The following is an 18,249-nucleotide window of genomic DNA, read 5'->3' as shown; positions in this document are numbered from 1 at the left end:
GAGCCTAACAAACCGTCACGAGGGCCCCTCGCGACGGGTGCGCGCCGCTCGGTGCGGCCGGCCGCGATCGGCATGGCTGCCCGATCCGCACCGGCTCCGGCTCGACCGGCGGCCGAGACACCTCCCCTTCGGGCGGCCACCGCGGACACCGGGTGTCGTACAGCCCCGCGAGGGTGGCCCGGAGCGTGCGGGGCCAGGCCGTGCGGCCTGCCGGAACCTGGTGCGAGCCGGGCGTGGCGACCGAACGGTGACGTCTGTGACCGTCCTGTGCCATTCGGGGCACAACGAACCGGGCCCGGGGCGGGTCGTACTCCACATGACGGCCGGGAGGAATCCGTCCTCACCGGCATCGAGCGCATCACTCCGCACAGGGGGACACCATGACGATCCGGACGCGGGACATCCGCAATGCTCTGACGGCCCTGGCCACCGGCACCGCCCTCGCCCTGGCGGCGGTCCCGGCGACGGCTGCCGCCCGCACCGCCGACGCACCCGCCTTCCTCGGCCCGGCGGACCTGCCGCCCCACCCGTCGTCGCCCTGGTACGCCGGCCCGGTCACCGCCGGCCGGCCGGACCCGCTGCCGGTCTGCGTCGGCGACGCCCTGCCGTCGACCTCCGTACACCGCGCCTTCTCCACGGACCTCGACACCAACGCCCTGCAGGTCACCGTGGTGGAGCGCGACGCACAGCGCGCCGCCGGCTTCGCGGCCCTGCTGCGCGAGGACCTCGCGGGCTGCGCGAAGAAGCTCCAGTCGCAGTCCCCGGACATCACGGCGGCGAAGAAGTACTACGGCAAGGTCGAGGTGGCGGCGGGCGCCCACGTCTACGGCATCCACACCACCTCGACGTGGGGCGCCTCCGACATCGCCCTGTTCTCGGTCGGCCGCGAGGGCAGGACCGTCACCGTCGTGAAGTGGTCCCAGATGGGCTCGTTCCGCGACGCCCCGGTCAAGGCGTTCAAGGCCACCACCCGGACGGCGGTCGGCAAGCTCTCCTGACCTCCCCGTCCCGCGGAGAGGGCCGGGCCGGGCCCACAGGTGCGGACCGCGCCCTCTCCCGGCAAGGTGGTGGAAGGACACATCGCTTTCCACCCGCACGCCGGAACCTCTGTCTCCAGGGAGTACGACCATGGCCAAGGCGAAGCGCACATCAGGCGAGAAGGAACCGTCCAAGGGCGACAAGGTGGCCTGGCGCAGTCACGGAAACGAGACCGAGGGCACCGTGGAGAAGAAGATCACCGAGCGCACCGAGGCGTCGGGACGCACCGTGGACGCCTCGCCCGACGACCCGCAGTACGAGGTCCGCAGCGACAAGTCCGGCCGCACGGCCGTGCACAAGCCGTCCGCGCTCAAGCGGAAGAAGTAGGCCCGGTGGCGGGCGAGGAGGAGCACCGGGAGATCCGGGACAGCTTTCGCGAACTGGTGAACATGACACCCTCCGCACTGGAGAAGTGGCTGGCCACCGACGAATCCCGGGCCGCCGGACAGCACAAGGACGGGGGCGAGTCCACCGGGCACGCCTCCGGCCGCGCCATCGTGGACATCCTCCGCAAGAACAAGGGCGACCTCTCGGACGCGGACTACGCGCACATGCGCAAGGTGACCGGCTACATCCGCCGCCACCTCGCACAGCGCCCGTCCGGAGACGTACGCGACACACGCTGGCGCCACTCGCTGATGAACTGGGGCCACGACCCCCTGGACGACCGCTGAGTCCCCGGTACCCGCGGCGGCGGCTCCCCCCTGCCGGCCGGGCGCGCGCAATCGCCGCCGCGGCACATGCCTACAGTGGAGTGGAGACCCCACCACGGCACTTTCCCGAGCGGAGCAGAGATGCGGTACCCCTCCGCCGGACCGGACGACGGCCCCGACGCCCTGTTCGACCTCGACGCGCTGGACACCGCCGCGCCCGGCACACACGGGACCGGCGGGGACGGCACGGTTCCCGGGCCGGAGCACCGCCCCTGGTTCCGTGACTCCCCCGCGGCCCGCCGCCTGCTGCCGGTACGCACCGTCTACGCCGAGCCGGCCGCCGCCTCCTCGGCCCGCGGCCGTCAGATCCTCGCCCGCTTCCCCGAGGCCGAGGTGATCGAGGTGGACTCCCACTGGCGCATCCCGGGGCTGCACGGCAACGAGGGGAACGTCGAGCGCTGGGTGCGGGTGAAGGGGGAGACGCTGGTCCTGGGCGAGAAGAAGACGCTGGCGACGCGGCCCAACGGCCGGTCCGCCGACTGGATCGCCCCCGGCGCCTCCAACGGGTGCGCGATGGCCTGCGCCTACTGCTACGTACCGCGGCGCAAGGGGTACGCCAACCCCATCACCGTCTTCACCAACATCGACGGCGTCATCGCCCACCTGGCACGGCACATCGCACGGCAGGGCCGGAAACGGGAACCGAACCAGTGCGACGCGTCGGCCTGGGTCTACGACATCGGGGAGAACGGCGACTGCTCGGTGGACGCGCTCATCAGCGACAACACCGCGGATCTCGTCCGCGCCTTCCGCCAGTGGCCGACGGCCAAGGCGTCGTTCGCCACCAAGTTCGTCAACCCCGACCTGCTGGCGCTGGACCCGCGGGGCCGGACGCGCATCCGTTTCTCCCTGATGCCCCCGGCGGACTCGAGGCTGCTGGACCTGCGGACGTCACCGGTCGGCGACCGGATCGCCGCCGCGGCGGACTTCCTGGACGCGGGGTACGAGGTCCATTTCAACCTCTCCCCCGTGGTGGTGCGCCCCGGCTGGCAGGAAGCCTGGACCGAACTGCTGCGGCATCTCGACGACACCCTGCCCGAGAGGGTCAGACGGCAGGCCGCCGCCGAGGTGATCATGCTCACGCACAACCGGGAGCTGCACGAGGTCAATCTGGGGTGGCACCCCCGCGCCGAGGAGGTGCTGTGGCAGCCCGCGCTGCAACAGGGCAAACGCTCGGAGAACGGCGCGCTGAACGTCCGCTACGCCACGCGCGTCAAAGCGGAGGCCGTACGCACCCTGAAGGACCTCGTCGCGTCCCACGCCCCCTGGCTGCGCATCCGGTACGCCTTCTGAGGATTCGGGTGGCGCGGCCACATCACCGGCCCGATCGTGGGTACCCCCGCAGAGGAGGTTCTGATGTTCGAGGCATCCGATATCCGTGAGTGGCGAGGACACGACGTCGTCGACCCCAAGGGACACAAGATCGGCGTCTTGGAGTCGATCTACGTGGACACCACCACCGACCAGCCCTTCTTCGCCACGGTGACCGTGGGTCTGCCCACCCGTCGCCGTCTGGCGTTCGTGCCGCTTACCGGTGCGACGGTCGGTCCTGGCTACCTGAAAGTCGCCCACAGCAAGGACCAGGTCAAGAAGGCCCCGGCGATCGACACCGACGGCGAGCTGCCCGTCGCCGAGGAGCCGGGTGTCTTCTCCCACTACGAGCTGACCTACACACCGGGCGCCGGCGGTGAGCGGCGCCTGGCCCGCCGTTGACCGACGCGCGGAGAACGCCGGGAGTTGCGATGAGTCTGTTCCTGTTGCTCGTCCTCGTGGCCGTCGTCCTGGGCATCATCGGCTTCGTCGCCCACGGCCTGTTCTATCTGTTCGTCATCGGCGCCGTCGTGCTCGTCGCCGACCTCGTCCTCGCCGCGGTGCGCCTTCACCGGGGAGGCAGGAAGCACCGGCTCCTCCGCTGACCGCTTGCGCGCACGCGGCGAAGGTGCCGGTACGGCTCGCGGGACCCCGGCGACGCACCGGGGCCGCGCCGTGCCGCCCGCCGTTCACCCGGACGGGTCAATCTCGGTGCCGGATCGGCGTCCGGGCGCATGACCGGGCGACCGCCGGTGAGACATCGGGTATGGAGGAACACGCACCGGACGGCAGCCTGCCCGCTCCGCGTCGCCCTGCCGGATCCGATGTCGTGTTCACGGCGGACTTCGCCTCGCAGACGCAGTGGGTCGCGGGCCGTTCGTGGGCCTATCCGGACGGCGGCCCGGTCAACCCGGACGACGACAAGCTCGACCACCTGGTGGCCGACGCCGATCACAGCCGTTCCGGAGTCTTCCGGGCCACGCGCCGGCCGGACGGCTTGTGGGACACGGGGCTGCTGACCACCGAGGGGAGCGATGAGGGGTTCACGGTCCGGGCGGGGGACGTGCTGGAGGCCCGCGTCCGGCTGCCCCGGGAGATCGGCGCCTGGCCGGCCATCTGGACCTGGCGGGACGGCGACCAGGAGATCGACGTCTTCGAGTACCACCCGGACCACCCGGACCTGCTGGAACTGACCAACCACGTGCGTGGCGCCGAGCGCTATGTGCGCGACGACGCCGTCGGTCCCGGCACCTGGGTGGACCTGCGCACCGACTTCGGGCGCCGTTCGGTGGTCTGGTGGCTGAACGGCACGCGCGTGTTTTCGGACGGGCGGGGCGTGGGCCGCGCCTGGCACGCCTACCTGATCGTCAACCTCTCGGTGAGCGCCGGGCGCTACCACCCGCCGCCCGAGGCGGGCACGACCGAGATGAGCTTCGAGGTGAGCAGTCTGGTCGTACGCCGTCCCGGCCCGGGCGGCGGGAAGGGCGACGGTGAGCACAGCGGGACCGCCACCGTGGGCGGCCCAGCCGACCGGCACCACGCCGATGGCCCCGATTGAGGCCGTGCGGCCTGGCTACCGGTCGGATCCGGTCTCCTCGTCTTCCCCCCGGCGCTCCCCCGGCCGCTCCTCGGCCTCCACGCCTCGCAGCGGCTCACCGGCCGCTGTGCCCTCGTCGGGCTGGTAGCCCTCCTTGGCGCCGGCCGTGCCCGGAATCGTCCGGTCACGGGCCTGGCTCTCGCTGCCCGAGTGCGCTCCGGGCTCCTCCTCGTCGCGGGCCCGGGCGGAGCGGTCGGCGGGCTCGTCGGTGTGTCCCGTCATGGCCGTCCTCCGATCCGTCGTCGGCACGGCCGGGTTCCCGTGGGCCGACCGGGGAAACGGGCCGGAGAAACGGGCCGGGCAAACGCGAGAGGGACGGCGCCTCACGCGGGATTACGCAACGCCATTGCGCTACCCCTCCTATGATGTCCCCATGAGTGAGCTTGCCTTTCAGCGTGCGCGCAGTCCCGAGGCCAAACAGGTCCGGGAACAGGCGATCCTGGCCGCGGCCCGCACGCTCGCCGGCCGGCAGGGCGTGCGGGAGGTCACCCTCACCGACATCGCGGCGGCCGTGGGCATGCACAAATCGGCGTTGCTGCGCTACTTCGAGACGAGGGAGCAGATCTTCCTCGAACTGACCGCGGAAGGGTGGCGGCAGTGGTCCGCCGACCTGTGCGGCGACCTCGCCGGCCGGCCGCACGCCACCCCCGCCGAGGTCGCCGGGGTCGTCGCCGGCACGCTCGCGGCGCGCCCCCTGTTCTGCGACCTGCTCGCCCAGGCGCCCCTGAACCTGGAACGGAACGTGTCGATCGAGTCGGTGCGGTCCTTCAAGCTTCAAACGCTCGGGGAGGTCGAGCGGATCGGCGGCGAGCTGCACCGGCTGCTGGGGCTGACCGAACCGCAGGCCGTGGACACGGTGGCCACCGCGACCGGCATGGCCGGAGCGCTGTGGCAGATGGCCAGCCCGGGGCCGCGCCTGCGGGAGCTGTACGCGAGCGATCCCCGGCTGAGCCATGCCGTCGTCGAGGTGGAACCCCGCCTGACCCGCGTCCTCACCGCCTACCTCACGGGGCTCGGCGTGCGGTCCGCGGCGGCCGGCTGACCGGGCGCCGCGTCCCGCGTGCGGCGCCCGCGCGATCAGCCGGCGAGGGTCCGGCGCAGGGCGGCCAGCCCGTCGGTGTAGATGCCGTGGAAGAGGTCGACGGCCTCCTGGTCCGGGACACCGGCGGGGGTGAAGGTGCCGGACCACTCGACGCGGGCGCCGTGGCCGTCGGGCGTCTCACGCACGGTGAGGGTGGACCGGTAGTCGGTGACCGGAAACGGCGCCCGGACGATGGAGTAGGTGTAGGTGCGCGCCTTGTCGTCGAACGCCTCCAGCCGTTCGACGATGACGCCGCCCTCCTCGTTCGTCAGGGTGCGCACCCGGCCGCCCTCGCCGGGTTCGCTGCCGGGGATGTACGGCAGCCAGTCGGGCAGCGAGCCGAAGCCGCCGATGAGCTGCCACACGCGGTCGGCGGGCACGGGGACGTCGAGCGACGCGGTAGTGGTCGCCATGGGTTCCTCCTGGGTGGATCAGGTCTGGTACGGGGGGACGGTCAGGCGGGCAGCGGGGCGTTCCCGGCGATCAGGCCCTCCTCGCGGAGCGCGGCCCAGAACGCGGCCGGGACCGTCTCGGTGAGCGCGGCGACGTCCTCGGCGACGCGGCTGGGGCGGGTGGCGCCGGGGATGGCCGCGGCGGTCGCCGGGTGGGCGAGGGAGAACTGCAGCGCGGCGGCCTTGATGCCGACGCCGTGCCGGGCGGCGAGCGCCTTGATCCGCTCGACCTTGGCGACGATCTCGGCGGGGGCCTGCTGGTACTCGAAGTGCGTGCCTCCGGCGAGGATGCCCGAGCTGTAGGGGCCGCCGACGACGATGTCGACGTTCTGCGCGGCCGCGGCGGGCAGCAGCCGCTGGAGGGCGCGCTCGTGGTCGAGGAGGGTATAGCGCCCGGCGAGGAGGAACGCGTCCGGCCTGGGCTCGTCCAGGTCGAGGGTCACCTCCAGGGGTTCGACACGGTTCACGCCGAGGCCCCAGCCCTTGATGACGCCTTCGTCGCGCAGCCGGTCCAGGACCCGGAAGGCTCCGGTGCGGGCGGTCTCGTACCGGGCCAGCCACTCGTCGCCGTAGAAGTCCTGGGCGACGTCGTGCACCCAGACGATGTCGAGCCGGTCCGTCCGCAGGCGCTTGAGGCTGTCCTCGACGGAGCGCAGGGTGGCGTCGGCCGAGTAGTCGTTGACCATCTTGTTGGGGCGTCCGTGCTCGAACAGTCCGCCCTTCTCGCCCAGGTCGCGGGCGGCCGGGTCCTCGGCCTCGTCGAGGATGACGCGGCCGACCTTGGTGCTCAGGACGTAGGCGTCGCGGGGCATGCCGGACAGCACCTCGCCCAGGCGGATCTCGCTGAGCCCCGCGCCGTAGAACGGGGCGGTGTCGAAGTAGCGGATGCCGTGGTCCCAGGCGGCCTGGACGGTGGCCGCCGCCTCCTCGTCCGGGATGGCGCGGAACATGTTGCCCAGCGGGGCCGTGCCGAAGCCGAGACGTCCGGGAAGCAGGTTCTTGATGCTCATGGGGGGTCTTTCGGTGAGGGTGGTGACGGGTGCCGCGCGGGGTGTCCGGCGGGTCGTCGTCCTTGTGTCACCGAGGCTAGGATCGAGGAGTTGAGACTGTCCAAGACATAGTTGGACAGACTTCAGTCCCCAGAGGTCTTACATGCTTGATCTGCGCCAGCTCACCTATTTCGTCGCCGTGGCCGAGGCCGAACACGTCGGCCGGGCCGCGGAGGCCCTGCACATCTCCCAGTCGCCGCTCAGCCGGCAGATAGCCCAGCTGGAGCAGAAGCTCGGTCTGACGCTCTTCGAGCGCAGTCAGCAGCGGATCCGGCTCACCGCGGACGGCCGGGTCTTCCTCAGCGAGGCCCGCGCGCTGCTGCGGCACGCCGAGCGGCTGGAGAACCTCGGCCGGCGGCTGGGCCGGGGCGAGGAGGGGGGACTGTGCATCGGGTACGTCCCGCACGCCCTGCACACCGGCATCCTGCCCGGCGCGCTGCGCGCCCTCCAGCAGCGCAGCCCCGGCATCCACGTCGCCCTGTACCCGCTGAGCCCCGCCGAGCAGTTCGAGGGTCTGCGGCAGCGCAGCCTGGACATCGCGCTCGTCCACGAGCCGCCCGCCGACGACGATTCCGACCTGTGCTCGGCGCTGCTGCTGGAGGACCCGCTGATGCTCGCGCTCCCCCACGGGCATCCGCTCGCCGCGCAGGAGGTCGTCACCGCCGCCGATCTCGACGGGCAGCCCTGGATCGCCGTGGCGGACTCCCAGCACCCGGCCTGGCGCGACGTCTTCATCGCGGCCTGCGCGGCGTCCGGGTTCACTCCGGACGTGCGGCTGGACGCCGCCGAGCCGCAGACCGCCCTCGGACTCGTCGCCTCCGGACTGGGCCTCGCGCTGATCCAGAAGAGCATGCTCCGAGGCGCCGGCGAAGGCGTCACCGTACGGGAACTACCCTGGCACGAGGCGTCCGTACGGCTCTGGGCGGCCTGGCACCGGACGGATCTCCGCCCGGTCGTGCCCTCGTTCCGCGAGCTGGTCCTGGGCGGGGCCGGGACCGTGTGAGCGGCCGGGGCATGTGTGCCTTCGCCCGGCGCGGGAACCTGGTCCGACCGAGTGCGGCCCTGGTGGAAGGAGTCCCAGGTTGACAGCGTCGACATCGGCGGCGGGCGGTCGGAACGCGGGCGCCCAGGAGGCCGGGTACGAGCCTGATCCGCGCCGGTGGCGCGCCCTGTGGGTCACCCTGGTGGCGGGCTTCATGAGCCTGCTCGACGTGACGATCGTGGCGGTCGCCCTGCCCACCGTCCAACGGGATCTCGGCGCCTCTCCGGCACAGGTGCAGTGGGTGGTCTCCGGATACGCCCTGACCTTCGCCCTCGCCCTCGTCACCGCCGGCCGTCTCGGCGACGCGCTGGACCGGCGCCGTATCTTCCTGCTGGCCCTCGGCGGTTTCGTGGTCTTCAGCGCGGCGTGCGGAGCGGCCCCCGACATCATGCTGCTGGTGGCGGCCCGTCTCGCCCAGGGCCTGGCGGCCGGCTTCATGGCCCCGCAGAACTCCGCGCTCATCCAGCAGATGTTCCGCGGCGCCGAACGCGGCCGGGCCTTCGGCTTCTTCGGTGCCACCGTCGGCCTCTCCTCCGCCGCGGGCCCCGTCACCGGCGGTGTCATCCTCGCCCTCGCCTCCGGCGCCCAGGGCTGGCGGTGGATCTTCTACGTCAACGTCCCCATCGGCATCCTCGCCGTCCTCCTCGGCCGCCGCCTGCTGCCGCGCACCCGGCGCTCCGGGCGGGGCCGGGTGGACGTGCCCGGCGTCGTGCTCCTCGGCCTGGGCGTCCTCGCGCTCATGTATCCGCTGGTCCAGGCGGACTCCGGTGGTCTCGGCCGCCTGTGGTGGCTGTTCCCGGCGGGCGCGGCGGTGCTCGTCGTCTTCGTCCAGTGGCAGCGCCGCCTGGTCGCCCGGCACGCCCAGCCGCTGCTCGACCCGCGGCTGTTCAGCAGCGTGCGGGGCTACGCGGTCGGCGCCGGCATCGGCACCCTGTACTTCATCGGCTTCAGCGGGGTCTGGCTGGTGTTCGCCCTCTTCTACCAGCACGGCCTCGGCTTCTCCCCGCTCCGCTCCGGTCTCGCCGTGACGCCGTTCGCCCTCGGCTCGGCGAGCGCGGCCGTGGTGTCCGGGCGGCTGGTGGACAGGTACGGCCGTCTGCTCACCGTGTGCGGCCTGACGGGCGTGCTCGCCGGTCTGGGCGGCACCGCGCTGCTGCTCCGCTTCGTGCCCCTGGACGTCGCTCCCTGGGTCGCCGCCCCGGTGCTGTTCCTCGGCGGCGTCGGCGGCGGTTTCGTGGTCTCCCCCAACATCACGATGACCTTGCGGGACGTGCCGGTGTCGATGGCGGGCGCGGCGGGCGGCGCCCTGCAGACCGGGCAGCGGCTGGGCGCCACGCTGGGCACCGCCGCCCTGCCCGGCCTGTTCTACCTGGTGCTCGGCCGCGGCCACGACTACCGGGGCGCCCTCCTGACCGCGCTGTGCGCCGCCCTCGTCGGGATGGCGGCGTCCCTGGCGCTCGCGGCCTTCGACTGGCAGCGGGACCGGCGGCCGAGCGACCCGCACGGGACGTGCCCGGACGAGGTCGCCCACGACCCGGTGCACGCCCGGCACACCTGACCGGCCCGCGGTCCCGGCACGCGGCAGGGCCATCAGGGTGGCGCCGGGCCGTGTCGGGCTGCCGACGCGCCCCGGGTTGGCCATGCTGGGCCGGAGCGGCACCCAGTGGCGACAAGGAGCACCGCATGCCGACGGACACGGTCGAACGATTCCTGGCGGCGCTGGACCCCCACCACCGCGAGGCCGTCGGCGCGCGGCCGCGCGAGGAGCAGCAAGCCCTGGCGGCGGCCTGGGAACGGGAACTCGAAGCGGACGACGAGCTGGACACGCTCGACGAGCTGTCCCCCGCGGCGGCGGAGGCCGAGGCGGCCCGCCGCGTCCTGGACCGCGACGCCGGCTAGCACGCTCTCGGCGCGCGCCCCGCGTGCGGCCGGGCCGCGGAACTCGGCGGAATCCGCTACGGCCGGCCGCGCGGCCCGGGCGTTAGGGTCGGCCCCGTGACACTCTCCATCGAAGAACGAGAGCGGTTTCTCGCGGAGCCCCACATCGGCGCGCTGTCGGTCGTCGAACGGCCGGACCGCGCCCCGCTGACGGTTCCCATCTGGTACCAGTACACGCCGGGTGGCGAACTGTGGGTGCGCACCGGCCCCGATTCCCGCAAGGCGCGGGCCATCCGTGCCGCGGGGCGCTTCAGCCTGATGGTGCAGCGCACGGAGCCCACCGTGCGCTACGTGTCGGCCGAGGGACCGGTCACCAGGACGGCCCCGGACAGCCACGAGCACTCCTGGGAGATGGCGGCGCGCTACCTGCCCGAGGAGAAGGTCGCCGCGTTCGTCGAGTACGACCGGACCCGGCTCGGCGAGCACTTCCTGGTCTACATGCGGCCCGAGCACTGGATCGCCGCCGACCTGGGAGCCGTCTGACGGCACGGGGCCGGCACCGTGCCGTCTCCCCCGCCGGTCCGCGGAAGGTCGTCGTCGGCGGTGCCTGGGGACAGGATCCGGCCATGATCACAGCCGGGACTTCGTGCCCACGGACAGCGGGGAGGGAGGCGGTGTGCTCGGCGCCGAGTACACCGCCCGCCCCGGAGGGCACCGTTACAGCGCGCGTTCCAGACGGTCCGCCATCAGCTTCACGAACCGGGCCGGTTCCTTCGGCTGGCCGCCCTCGGCGAGCACGGCCAGACCGTGCAGCAGCTCGGCGGTCTCGGCCAGCTCCGTGCGGTCCTCGCGCTCCTTGTACGCCTGGTTGAGGCCCTTCACCAGCTGGTGGCCGGGGTTGAGCTCCAGGATCCGCTTGGCGCGGGGCACCTCCTGGCCCATGGCGCGGTACATGTTCTCCAGCGCCGGCGTCAGGTCGTGCGCGTCGGAGACGACACAGGCCGGGGAGACGGTGAGCCGGGAGGACAGGCGCACCTCCTTGATGTCCTCGTCCAGTTGCTCCTTCATCCAGCCGAGCAGCCCGGCGTACTCCTCGGTCTGCTTCTCCCGTTCCTCGTCGGCGGTGGCCTCGTCCTCGGCGTCGAGATCGATCTGCCCCTTGGCGACGGACCGCAGCTTCTTGCCCTCGTACTCGCCGACGGCGTCGGCCCACACCTCGTCCACGGGGTCGGTGAGCAGCAGCACCTCGATGCCCCGTTCCCGGAACGCCTCCATGTGCGGGGAGTTCTCGATGCTCTGCCGCGACTCGCCGGTCAGGTAGTAGATGTCCTCCTGACCGTCCTTCATCCGCTCCACGTACCCCTTGAGCGTGGTCGGCTCGGTGTCGTGGTGGGTGCTCGCGAACGACGCGACGGCGAGGAGGGCGTCGCGGTTCTCCGAGTCGGTGACCAGTCCTTCCTTCAGGACCGTGCCGAACTCCCGCCAGAAGGTGGCGTACCGCTCCTGGTCCTTGGTCATCATCTCCTTGACCGTGGACAGGACCTTCTTCGTCAGCCGGCGCCGCATCATCTCGATGTGGCGGTCCTGCTGGAGGATCTCGCGGGAGACGTTGAGCGAGAGGTCGGCCGCGTCGACCACGCCCTTGACGAAGCGGAGGTACGGCGGCAGCAGCGCCTCGCAGTCGTCCATGATGAACACGCGCTTGACGTAGAGCTGCACGCCGCGCTTGAAGTCCCGCGTGAACAGGTCGTGCGGGGCGTGTTCGGGGAGGAACAGCAGGGCCTGGTACTCGAAGGTGCCCTCCGCCTGGAGCCGGATCGTCTCCAGCGGGTCACGCCAGTCGTGGGCGATGTGCTTGTACAGCTCGTGGTACTCGTCGTCGGACACCTCGTCGCGGGGCCGCGCCCACAGCGCCTTCATCGAGTTGAGCGTCTCCGGCTCCGGCGCGCCGTCGTCCTCGCCGGCCGTGGCGGAGCGTTCGGGCACCATCCGGATGGGCCAGGTGATGAAGTCCGAGTACCGCTTGACGATCTCCCTGATCTTCCAGGGCGAGGTGTAGTCGTGGAGCTGGTTCTCCGGGTCGGCCGGCTTGAGGTGGAGCGTGACCGAGGTGCCCTGCGGCGCGTCGTCCACCCGCTCCAGCGTGTACGTGCCCTCGCCGCGCGACGTCCAGCGGGTGCCCTGGCCCTCGCCGGCGCGCCGGGTCAGCAGGGTGACCTCGTCGGCCACCATGAACCCGGAGTAGAACCCCACGCCGAACTGGCCGATGAGTCCCTCCTCCCCGGCCGCGTCCTTGGCCTCGCGCAGCTCCCGCAGGAACTCCGCGGTGCCCGAGTTGGCGATCGTGCCGATGAGCTGCCCGACCTCGTCGTACGACATCCCGATGCCGTTGTCCCGCACGGTGAGCGTACGGGCGTCCTTGTCGATGTCGATCTCGATGTGCGGGTCGGACACGTCGGCGTCGAGCGAGTCGTCCCAGAGCTTCTCCAGGCGCAGCTTGTCCAACGCGTCCGAGGCGTTGGAGACGAGCTCCCGCAGGAAGACGTCCTTGTTCGAGTAGACCGAGTGGATCATCAGCTGCAGCAGCTGACGCGCCTCCACCTGGAACTCGAAGGTCTCGGTCGGCATGTTCGCGAATACCTCACAGGTCCTGTCGCCGGAACTGGTGGAGCTACTGTAAAACACCACGTCAGCGCGGTGGCCGGAAGAGCGGGCCGTGGCTGGAAGAGCGGCTGGTGGCCGGATCCGTACCGTTCGGGTCCGCCCCGGCGCCCACGCGCGGCCCGCCGGCGCGCTGCGTGGCCAGTCTCTCACGCTGGGGAACGGCGCCGCCGCACCGGTGCCGTGCCGAAGCCGGGGCTCATGACCGGCGGCTCGCCGGGTACTCGCGGGGTCCAGGCCCGGAAACGGTCCGGGACCGCCGTCCGTCGAGCGAGGACAACGGAGGTACGGAGATGAGCACGGTCAAGGAAGCGGTGGAGGTCGACGTTCCGCTGCACACCGCCTACAACCAGTGGACGCAGTTCGAGGACTTCCCGAACTTCATGGAAGGCGTCGAGGAGGTCAGGCAGCTGGACGACCGGCACAATCACTGGACCATGAAGATCGGCGGTGTGCGGCGCGAGTTCGACACCGAGATCGTCGACCAACTGCCCGACGAGCGCATCACCTGGCGCACCACCAGCGGCGACACGAGCCAGAAGGGCACCGTTCGCTTCGAGCGCCTGGACGACATGCACACCAAGGTCGAGCTGGTGATGGATGTCGAGCCCAGCGGAGCCGTGGAGAAGGCGGCGGACCTGATCGGCACGATCGACCGGCGCGTCAAGGGAGACATGAAGCGGTTCAAGCACTTCATCGAGGAACAGGGCGGGGAGTCCGGTTCCTGGCGCGGCCGGATCCGGCCCGGGGACAGCGGTTCGTCCCTCTGATCCGGACGCGGCCGTGACGCATACGCCGCCGGGCGCACAGGCTCGGCGGCCGTTTGCCGCCGTGCCGCGCACGCGGGCTCACCGGCCGTTCGCCGGGTGCGCCTCGGCTCGCCCACTGCCGCCCCACAGCGCACGATAGTCACAGGGGACACTCGGCCCACGGTCCGTGCTCCGGGCCGTGGGCGGCAGGAGGAGGTCGTCATGACCCGCGCCGGCACCGTCGCCGCAGCCCGGATACCCGACACGATCCAGCCGGGCGGTGAGGAATCGGAGAACCATCCCTGGAGGATCCGGCTGGTCAAGCACCCGGAGCGCTTCGAGTCCTCGTTCTTCCAGGCCGCGAAACGCACGGCGCACAGGATCCTGGACGAGATCGACGACGCCGACCTGCCCTACGGGCCCCGGCCCGTGGCGCCCGCGCACTGGGAGATGCACCACGGGGGCAGCCTGTGGGTGAAGACGACGAGCGGCTGGCGGATGTACCGGGCCCGTGCGGGCATCGAGTGGAGCATGCAGTTCTGCGCCGAGCCGTCCAGGATCGACCGGCTGCGCCAGGACGCGGCCGTCCTCGTGGCCGGGTTCCCCGGGACGCTGCCCGCCCTGGCGGAACTCGGTTACGGGGAGGCCGAGGAGTTGCTGCGCACCCCGGTCACGGACGCCGACGGTGTCGAGGCGTGGACCGACTCGCTCTTCAACTCCTGCGTACCGCTGAGCCGTTCGGATCACCAGGGAATCCTCCCCGAGGTGCCCGGCGAGCACCACTACCCGTGGCCCGTCAAGGGTGCGGACTTCTTCCGGTACGACGACTTCCAGCTGTGGGTGACCCTGCCCGACGGCACGCACGGCGCCGTGGCACCGGTGGACCGGCGGGGTTCGGGTGACGGGCATGTGCGTCTGGTGCACGCCCCCGAGGGCAGCCGGGCCGCGGACACGCTGGCCGAGGCGCGGGACCGCGGGCTGATGGCGGTGCTGCCGCCGAACAGCTCCGCCGCGCTCCAGGCGTTCGCCGGCCAGATCGGGCCGGGGCAGCGCACCGCGTCCGGCCCGCTGACGGCCCGCCGGGCCCACGCGCACGGGAACGGGCGGGGCGCGCGGGCCCGTTGAGCGGGAGGACACCGGCGGGTGACTCAGTTCGGGTTGTCCCCGTGGGTGAGGGTCTCCCAGGCGACGAAGAGGTTGTTGCTGCCGGCCGGGCGGTTCTGCTCGGTCAGGGCCTGGGTGTTGGTCATGGCGATGCCCAGGCGGTTGTGCAGGGCGTTGTAGCCGACCTCGGTGACCGGGCCCAGCCCACGGTTGACCGACCCGCCGCACAGCCAGCTCGGGACGGCGGCGCCCAGTTCGTACTTGGACTGGAAGCCGAGCGCCTGCCGCAGGCGCTCGCCCACGTCGGTGCCGTACAGGTCCTGCCCCTGGATGCGGCTGGTCTCGGCGACGTGTGAGATGGCCGAGATGCCGTATCCGGTGTGGGTGAAGTCGCGGCAGGTCTCCTGGGTGAGTCCGGTGACGAAGGTGGACTGTCCCTGCCAGTAGGACACGATCTTGTCGCGCGTGTTCAGGTTCTGGCTCGGCACGGTCTTCGGCAGGTCGCCGTCGGAGGCGAGGTACACGTACGCGGCGGTGCGGGTGCGGAACTTCGCCATGGCGGTGTCGTACGACGACTTGTCCTCCAGGAAGACGGAGATGCCGACGGCCGCCTCCATCATCGACAGCTCCCAGTTGCCGTTGGAGTTCGAGCCGTTGATGATCTCGGGCAGATAGACGTTGCGGAGCATCGTCGCGAACCGGCCGGAGTTGGCCCACGTGCCGGTGTACGTGTACTTGATGATCTCGGCGGCCTTCGGCCAGGAGGATCCCGCCCAGCCCGTCTGCAGCGGGGCGTTGCTGTTGGTGTGGTCCTGGAGCACGGCGGACCAGGCGTCCATCAGCTCGATCGACTTCTTGGCGTAGCGCTCGTCCCGGGTGATGTACCAGGCGAGCGCGTCCGTGTACGCCGCGATCGCGTCCTCGCGTTCGTCCGTGCAGCCGTAGTTGGGGTTGGAGTACGACCCGCACTCGACGACGGCGCGCGGCTGGGGGGTGCGGCTGAGGCTCGCGTACTTGCTGGCCATCATCTGGTCGTACGCGCCCTTCCAGGGCTGTACGCCGGCGAGCACCTTGCCGCGGGCGAAGTCGAGTTGGGCGCGGGAGACGGTGACGCCGGGGTGGGTGAAGGTGGCGGGTGCGGCCTCCGCCCGCTGGCTGCCGGGCCAGGAGAGCAGTCCGGTGGTGAGCAGGGTGGCCGCCGCCGTGAGGGCGAGAGCGGAACGCGGGGAGGTGCGACGGCGCCGAGCGGGTGTGTCCTGCATCTGATCCCGTCCTCGTATGTGAACGAAGTGCGGCTGACTGAACGTCGAGTTGACGAGACCATAGGTACGGACCAGATGGCCGTCAAGAGGCCGGAAGCGACAACTCCCGTCACGCGCACGCCTCTTCATGTCTTGACGTGATTGGTTCAGACCTCTTACCGTCCCCGGTGCCGGGCGGCCTTCGCGCGCAGCGTTCGACCCGGCGAGGCCCTCCCTTTCCCTCATCGACGCGAAAGGCAGTGATCCCCTCCCTTGTCCGCGCCCTTCCCCCACCGCGCCCCCCTGCTCAGGACCGTGCTCGCCGCCGCGTTCGCCGTCTCGGCCGGGCTGCTGGCCGCCTCCCCCGCGCAGGCCGCCACCGGCACGATCACCGGCCTGGCCGGCAAGTGCCTCGACGTCGCCGGGGCGAGCTCCGCCGACGGCGCCGCCGTACAGCTCTACGACTGCAACGGCACCAACGCCCAGCAGTGGACGGTCGGCAGCGACGGCACCCTCCGCGCCCTCGGCAAGTGCCTCGACGTCACCGGCAACTCCACCGCCGACGGCGCCAAGGCGCAGCTGTGGACCTGTACCGGCGGCGCCAACCAGAAGTGGACCGTCACCGCCGCCCACGACATCGTCAACCCGCAGGCCGACAAGTGCCTGGACGTCACCGGCAACAACTCCGCCAACGGCACCCGGACACAGATCTGGAGCTGCACCGGCGGCGCCAACCAGAAGTGGAACGCGCCCGCCGCGCAGCAGCCGGCCGACCAGTGCTGGGCGACGCATTACGGGCCCCAGCCGCCCGGTGCCCTGACGGCCAGCGGCGAGGTCTTCGACAACAACGCCGACACGGCGGCGACCTCCCTCAGCCGCCAGCCGCAACTGCCCTTCGGCACCCGCGTCCAGGTGACCAACGTCGCCAACGGCCGGTCGCTGGTCGTCCGCATCAACGACCGGGGCACCTTCGCGCAGACGCCGCAGGAGCCCAAGTGCCTCGACCTGACCGACGGCGCGTTCAGCCGGCTCGGCGGCAGCCTGAACCCGGACGCCGGGCACATCACCGTCACCCAGACCGTCCTCAACTGATCCGCCAACACGCGGAGTCAGCGCCGGCGTCGTGCGCCGGCCCGCGCTCCGCGCATCCCCCCTCGCAGTACGCCCCGTGAACTGGAGCGCATCCCCCATGAATGTCCCGTACTTCAGACGGATACCGATGACGCGCGTGCACCCCGGACGGATGCTGGCCGCCTCCGTCGCCGCCTGCCTCGCCGTGCTGTTCGCCGTCACCCCGGCCCGGGCCGCCGACGGACAGATCACCGGCCTCGCCGGCAAGTGCGTCGACGTGGCGGGCGCGAACAGCGCCAACGGCACCGCCGTACAGCTCTACGACTGCAACGGCACCAACGCCCAGCGGTGGTCCAACCCCGGTGACGGCACCCTGCGGGCGCTCGGCAAGTGCCTGGACGTCGTCGACCGCGGCACAGCCGACGGAGCCGCCGTACAACTGTGGGACTGCTCCGGCGGAGCCAACCAGCAGTGGGTGGTCACCGCCGCGCACGACATCGTCAACCCGGCCGCGAACAAGTGCCTGGACGTGCGGGACAACACCTCCGCCAACGGCACCCGCCTGCAGATCTGGAGCTGCACCGGCGGGGCGAACCAGAAGTGGAACGCGCCGGCGAGCGGCGGGGGCGGTACCACGCCTTCCGGGTTCGTCGTCTCCGAGGCCCAGTTCAACCAGATGTTCCCGAACCGGAACCCCTTTTACACCTACAGCGGTCTCACCGCCGCCCTCAGCGCCTACCCGGGCTTCGCGAACACCGGCAGCGACACCGTGAAGAAGCAGGAGGCCGCCGCCTTCCTCGCCAACGTCAGCCACGAGACCGGCGGGCTCGTGTACGTGGTCGAGCAGAACACCGCCAACTACCCGCACTACTGCGACCCGAACCAGCCGTACGGCTGCCCGGCGGGCCAGGCGGCCTACTACGGGCGCGGCCCCATCCAGCTGTCCTGGAACTTCAACTACAAGGCCGCCGGTGACGCGCTCCACATCGACCTGCTCAACAACCCCTGGCTGGTGCAGAACGACTCCGCCGTCGCCTGGAAGACCGGCCTGTGGTACTGGAACACCCAGTCCGGGCCCGGCACGATGACCCCGCACAACGCCATGGTCAACGGTGCCGGCTTCGGTCAGACCATCCGCTCCATCAACGGCTCCCTGGAATGCGACGGCAAGAACCCCGCCCAGGTCCAGAGCCGCGTCGACGCCTACCAGAGGTTCACCCAGATCCTCGGCGTCAGCCCGGGTGGCAACCTGTACTGCTGAC

General features: G+C 71.5%; 21 protein-coding genes and 1 pseudogene. 17 read left to right on the top strand and 5 right to left on the bottom strand.

Going from position 1 to position 18,249, the window contains the following annotated elements:
- The first annotated feature begins 380 nt into the window (after positions 1-380).
- The 7 genes from ACZ5DC_RS20470 to ACZ5DC_RS20440 all read left to right on the top strand — a co-directional run bounded on the left by ACZ5DC_RS20470 (position 381) and on the right by ACZ5DC_RS20440 (position 4,620).
- On the top strand, positions 381-998 hold the full coding sequence (locus ACZ5DC_RS20470; protein ID WP_468654561.1) for a hypothetical protein: 618 nt from the start codon (positions 381-383) through the stop codon (positions 996-998).
- A gap of 130 nt (positions 999-1,128) precedes the next feature.
- Positions 1,129-1,365, top strand: a complete 237-nt coding sequence (locus ACZ5DC_RS20465; protein WP_468654559.1) for a hypervirulence associated TUDOR domain-containing protein — start codon at positions 1,129-1,131, stop codon at positions 1,363-1,365.
- 5 nt (positions 1,366-1,370) lie between these two features.
- Positions 1,371-1,712: a DUF3140 domain-containing protein gene (locus ACZ5DC_RS20460; protein ID WP_468654557.1), complete on the top strand. Its 342-nt coding sequence runs from the start codon at positions 1,371-1,373 to the stop codon at positions 1,710-1,712.
- 120 nt (positions 1,713-1,832) lie between these two features.
- Positions 1,833-3,044, top strand: a complete 1,212-nt coding sequence (locus ACZ5DC_RS20455; protein WP_468654555.1) for a spore photoproduct lyase family protein — start codon at positions 1,833-1,835, stop codon at positions 3,042-3,044.
- A gap of 63 nt (positions 3,045-3,107) precedes the next feature.
- A complete protein-coding gene (locus tag ACZ5DC_RS20450; protein ID WP_468654553.1) occupies positions 3,108-3,464 on the top strand; it encodes a PRC-barrel domain-containing protein in 357 nt (118 codons plus the stop codon).
- 29 nt (positions 3,465-3,493) lie between these two features.
- Positions 3,494-3,667, top strand: coding sequence for a hypothetical protein (locus ACZ5DC_RS20445; RefSeq protein WP_468654551.1), 174 nt, complete (start codon positions 3,494-3,496; stop codon positions 3,665-3,667).
- A gap of 161 nt (positions 3,668-3,828) precedes the next feature.
- On the top strand, positions 3,829-4,620 hold the full coding sequence (locus ACZ5DC_RS20440; RefSeq protein ID WP_468654549.1) for a beta-glucanase: 792 nt from the start codon (positions 3,829-3,831) through the stop codon (positions 4,618-4,620).
- A gap of 15 nt (positions 4,621-4,635) precedes the next feature.
- On the opposite strand, the gene ACZ5DC_RS20435 is transcribed toward ACZ5DC_RS20440, so the two are convergent.
- Positions 4,636-4,881, bottom strand: a complete 246-nt coding sequence (locus ACZ5DC_RS20435; RefSeq protein WP_468654547.1) for a hypothetical protein — start codon at positions 4,879-4,881, stop codon at positions 4,636-4,638.
- A gap of 151 nt (positions 4,882-5,032) precedes the next feature.
- On the opposite strand from ACZ5DC_RS20435, the gene ACZ5DC_RS20430 reads away from it, so the two are divergent.
- Positions 5,033-5,701 (top strand): TetR/AcrR family transcriptional regulator, encoded by a 669-nt coding sequence (locus ACZ5DC_RS20430; RefSeq protein WP_468654545.1) that lies wholly within the window; start codon positions 5,033-5,035, stop codon positions 5,699-5,701.
- 35 nt (positions 5,702-5,736) lie between these two features.
- On the opposite strand, the gene ACZ5DC_RS20425 is transcribed toward ACZ5DC_RS20430, so the two are convergent.
- Both ACZ5DC_RS20425 and ACZ5DC_RS20420 read right to left on the bottom strand, forming a co-directional pair.
- Positions 5,737-6,153: an SRPBCC family protein gene (locus ACZ5DC_RS20425; protein ID WP_468654543.1), complete on the bottom strand. Its 417-nt coding sequence runs from the start codon at positions 6,151-6,153 to the stop codon at positions 5,737-5,739.
- Positions 6,154-6,194: 41 nt separating this feature from the next.
- Positions 6,195-7,202, bottom strand: coding sequence for an aldo/keto reductase (locus ACZ5DC_RS20420; protein WP_468654541.1), 1,008 nt, complete (start codon positions 7,200-7,202; stop codon positions 6,195-6,197).
- A 142-nt stretch (positions 7,203-7,344) separates the two neighbouring features.
- On the opposite strand from ACZ5DC_RS20420, the gene ACZ5DC_RS20415 reads away from it, so the two are divergent.
- The 4 genes from ACZ5DC_RS20415 to ACZ5DC_RS20400 all read left to right on the top strand — a co-directional run bounded on the left by ACZ5DC_RS20415 (position 7,345) and on the right by ACZ5DC_RS20400 (position 10,704).
- Positions 7,345-8,244, top strand: a complete 900-nt coding sequence (locus ACZ5DC_RS20415; protein ID WP_468654539.1) for a LysR substrate-binding domain-containing protein — start codon at positions 7,345-7,347, stop codon at positions 8,242-8,244.
- A 79-nt stretch (positions 8,245-8,323) separates the two neighbouring features.
- Positions 8,324-9,841 (top strand): MFS transporter, encoded by a 1,518-nt coding sequence (locus tag ACZ5DC_RS20410; protein ID WP_468654537.1) that lies wholly within the window; start codon positions 8,324-8,326, stop codon positions 9,839-9,841.
- Between the two features lie 125 nt (positions 9,842-9,966).
- Positions 9,967-10,182, top strand: coding sequence for a hypothetical protein (locus tag ACZ5DC_RS20405; RefSeq protein WP_468654535.1), 216 nt, complete (start codon positions 9,967-9,969; stop codon positions 10,180-10,182).
- Positions 10,183-10,278: 96 nt separating this feature from the next.
- Positions 10,279-10,704: a pyridoxamine 5'-phosphate oxidase family protein gene (locus tag ACZ5DC_RS20400; RefSeq protein ID WP_468654533.1), complete on the top strand. Its 426-nt coding sequence runs from the start codon at positions 10,279-10,281 to the stop codon at positions 10,702-10,704.
- A 174-nt stretch (positions 10,705-10,878) separates the two neighbouring features.
- Here the strand turns inward: ACZ5DC_RS20400 and htpG are convergent, their stop codons facing one another.
- Positions 10,879-12,789 (bottom strand): molecular chaperone HtpG, encoded by a 1,911-nt coding sequence (gene htpG, locus ACZ5DC_RS20395; protein WP_468654531.1) that lies wholly within the window; start codon positions 12,787-12,789, stop codon positions 10,879-10,881.
- Positions 12,790-13,115: 326 nt separating this feature from the next.
- On the opposite strand from htpG, the gene ACZ5DC_RS20390 reads away from it, so the two are divergent.
- Together ACZ5DC_RS20390 and ACZ5DC_RS20385 are read left to right on the top strand one after the other, a co-directional pair.
- Positions 13,116-13,592 carry an SRPBCC family protein gene (locus ACZ5DC_RS20390; RefSeq protein WP_468654529.1) on the top strand — a complete coding sequence of 159 codons (477 nt, stop codon included), beginning with the start codon at positions 13,116-13,118 and terminating at the stop codon, positions 13,590-13,592.
- A gap of 201 nt (positions 13,593-13,793) precedes the next feature.
- Positions 13,794-14,696 (top strand): DUF6424 family protein, encoded by a 903-nt coding sequence (locus tag ACZ5DC_RS20385; RefSeq protein ID WP_468654527.1) that lies wholly within the window; start codon positions 13,794-13,796, stop codon positions 14,694-14,696.
- Positions 14,697-14,719: 23 nt separating this feature from the next.
- Here the strand turns inward: ACZ5DC_RS20385 and ACZ5DC_RS20380 are convergent, their stop codons facing one another.
- Entirely contained in the window at positions 14,720-15,937 is a 1,218-nt protein-coding gene (locus ACZ5DC_RS20380) for an alginate lyase family protein (protein WP_468654525.1), read from the bottom strand.
- Positions 15,938-16,219: 282 nt separating this feature from the next.
- On the opposite strand from ACZ5DC_RS20380, the pseudogene ACZ5DC_RS20375 reads away from it, so the two are divergent.
- From ACZ5DC_RS20375 to ACZ5DC_RS20365, 3 genes and pseudogenes are all read left to right on the top strand, one after another.
- A pseudogene (locus ACZ5DC_RS20375) lies at positions 16,220-16,675 on the top strand (lectin); the annotation flags it as partial.
- A 57-nt stretch (positions 16,676-16,732) separates the two neighbouring features.
- Positions 16,733-17,008, top strand: a complete 276-nt coding sequence (locus ACZ5DC_RS20370) for a septal ring lytic transglycosylase RlpA family protein (protein ID WP_366753253.1) — start codon at positions 16,733-16,735, stop codon at positions 17,006-17,008.
- Positions 17,009-17,135: 127 nt separating this feature from the next.
- Complete coding sequence (locus tag ACZ5DC_RS20365) at positions 17,136-18,248, top strand: glycoside hydrolase family 19 protein (protein WP_468654523.1); 1,113 nt, start codon at positions 17,136-17,138, stop codon at positions 18,246-18,248.
- Position 18,249 lies beyond the last annotated feature (1 nt).

It is taken from the genome of Streptomyces sp. NPDC031445 (genome assembly GCF_055581365.1).
The sequence above is the reverse complement of the archived record's forward strand: the minus strand, read 5'-3'. Positions and strand labels throughout refer to the sequence as shown.

Bases quoted from the DNA above. Each gene is read 5' to 3' on its own strand.
- ACZ5DC_RS20470 (WP_468654561.1), top strand. From the start codon at position 381: ATGACGATCCGGACGCGGGACATCCGCAATGCTCTGACGGCCCTGGCC.
- ACZ5DC_RS20465 (WP_468654559.1), top strand. From the start codon at position 1,129: ATGGCCAAGGCGAAGCGCACATCAGGCGAGAAGGAACCGTCCAAGGGC.
- ACZ5DC_RS20455 (WP_468654555.1), top strand. From the start codon at position 1,833: ATGCGGTACCCCTCCGCCGGACCGGACGACGGCCCCGACGCCCTGTTC.
- ACZ5DC_RS20450 (WP_468654553.1), top strand. From the start codon at position 3,108: ATGTTCGAGGCATCCGATATCCGTGAGTGGCGAGGACACGACGTCGTC.
- ACZ5DC_RS20445 (WP_468654551.1), top strand. From the start codon at position 3,494: ATGAGTCTGTTCCTGTTGCTCGTCCTCGTGGCCGTCGTCCTGGGCATC.
- ACZ5DC_RS20440 (WP_468654549.1), top strand. From the start codon at position 3,829: ATGGAGGAACACGCACCGGACGGCAGCCTGCCCGCTCCGCGTCGCCCT.
- ACZ5DC_RS20435 (WP_468654547.1), bottom strand. From the start codon at position 4,881: ATGACGGGACACACCGACGAGCCCGCCGACCGCTCCGCCCGGGCCCGC.
- ACZ5DC_RS20430 (WP_468654545.1), top strand. From the start codon at position 5,033: ATGAGTGAGCTTGCCTTTCAGCGTGCGCGCAGTCCCGAGGCCAAACAG.
- ACZ5DC_RS20425 (WP_468654543.1), bottom strand. From the start codon at position 6,153: ATGGCGACCACTACCGCGTCGCTCGACGTCCCCGTGCCCGCCGACCGC.
- ACZ5DC_RS20420 (WP_468654541.1), bottom strand. From the start codon at position 7,202: ATGAGCATCAAGAACCTGCTTCCCGGACGTCTCGGCTTCGGCACGGCC.
- ACZ5DC_RS20415 (WP_468654539.1), top strand. From the start codon at position 7,345: ATGCTTGATCTGCGCCAGCTCACCTATTTCGTCGCCGTGGCCGAGGCC.
- ACZ5DC_RS20405 (WP_468654535.1), top strand. From the start codon at position 9,967: ATGCCGACGGACACGGTCGAACGATTCCTGGCGGCGCTGGACCCCCAC.
- htpG (WP_468654531.1), bottom strand. From the start codon at position 12,789: ATGCCGACCGAGACCTTCGAGTTCCAGGTGGAGGCGCGTCAGCTGCTG.
- ACZ5DC_RS20390 (WP_468654529.1), top strand. From the start codon at position 13,116: ATGAGCACGGTCAAGGAAGCGGTGGAGGTCGACGTTCCGCTGCACACC.
- ACZ5DC_RS20385 (WP_468654527.1), top strand. From the start codon at position 13,794: ATGACCCGCGCCGGCACCGTCGCCGCAGCCCGGATACCCGACACGATC.
- ACZ5DC_RS20380 (WP_468654525.1), bottom strand. From the start codon at position 15,937: ATGCAGGACACACCCGCTCGGCGCCGTCGCACCTCCCCGCGTTCCGCT.
- ACZ5DC_RS20365 (WP_468654523.1), top strand. From the start codon at position 17,136: ATGACGCGCGTGCACCCCGGACGGATGCTGGCCGCCTCCGTCGCCGCC.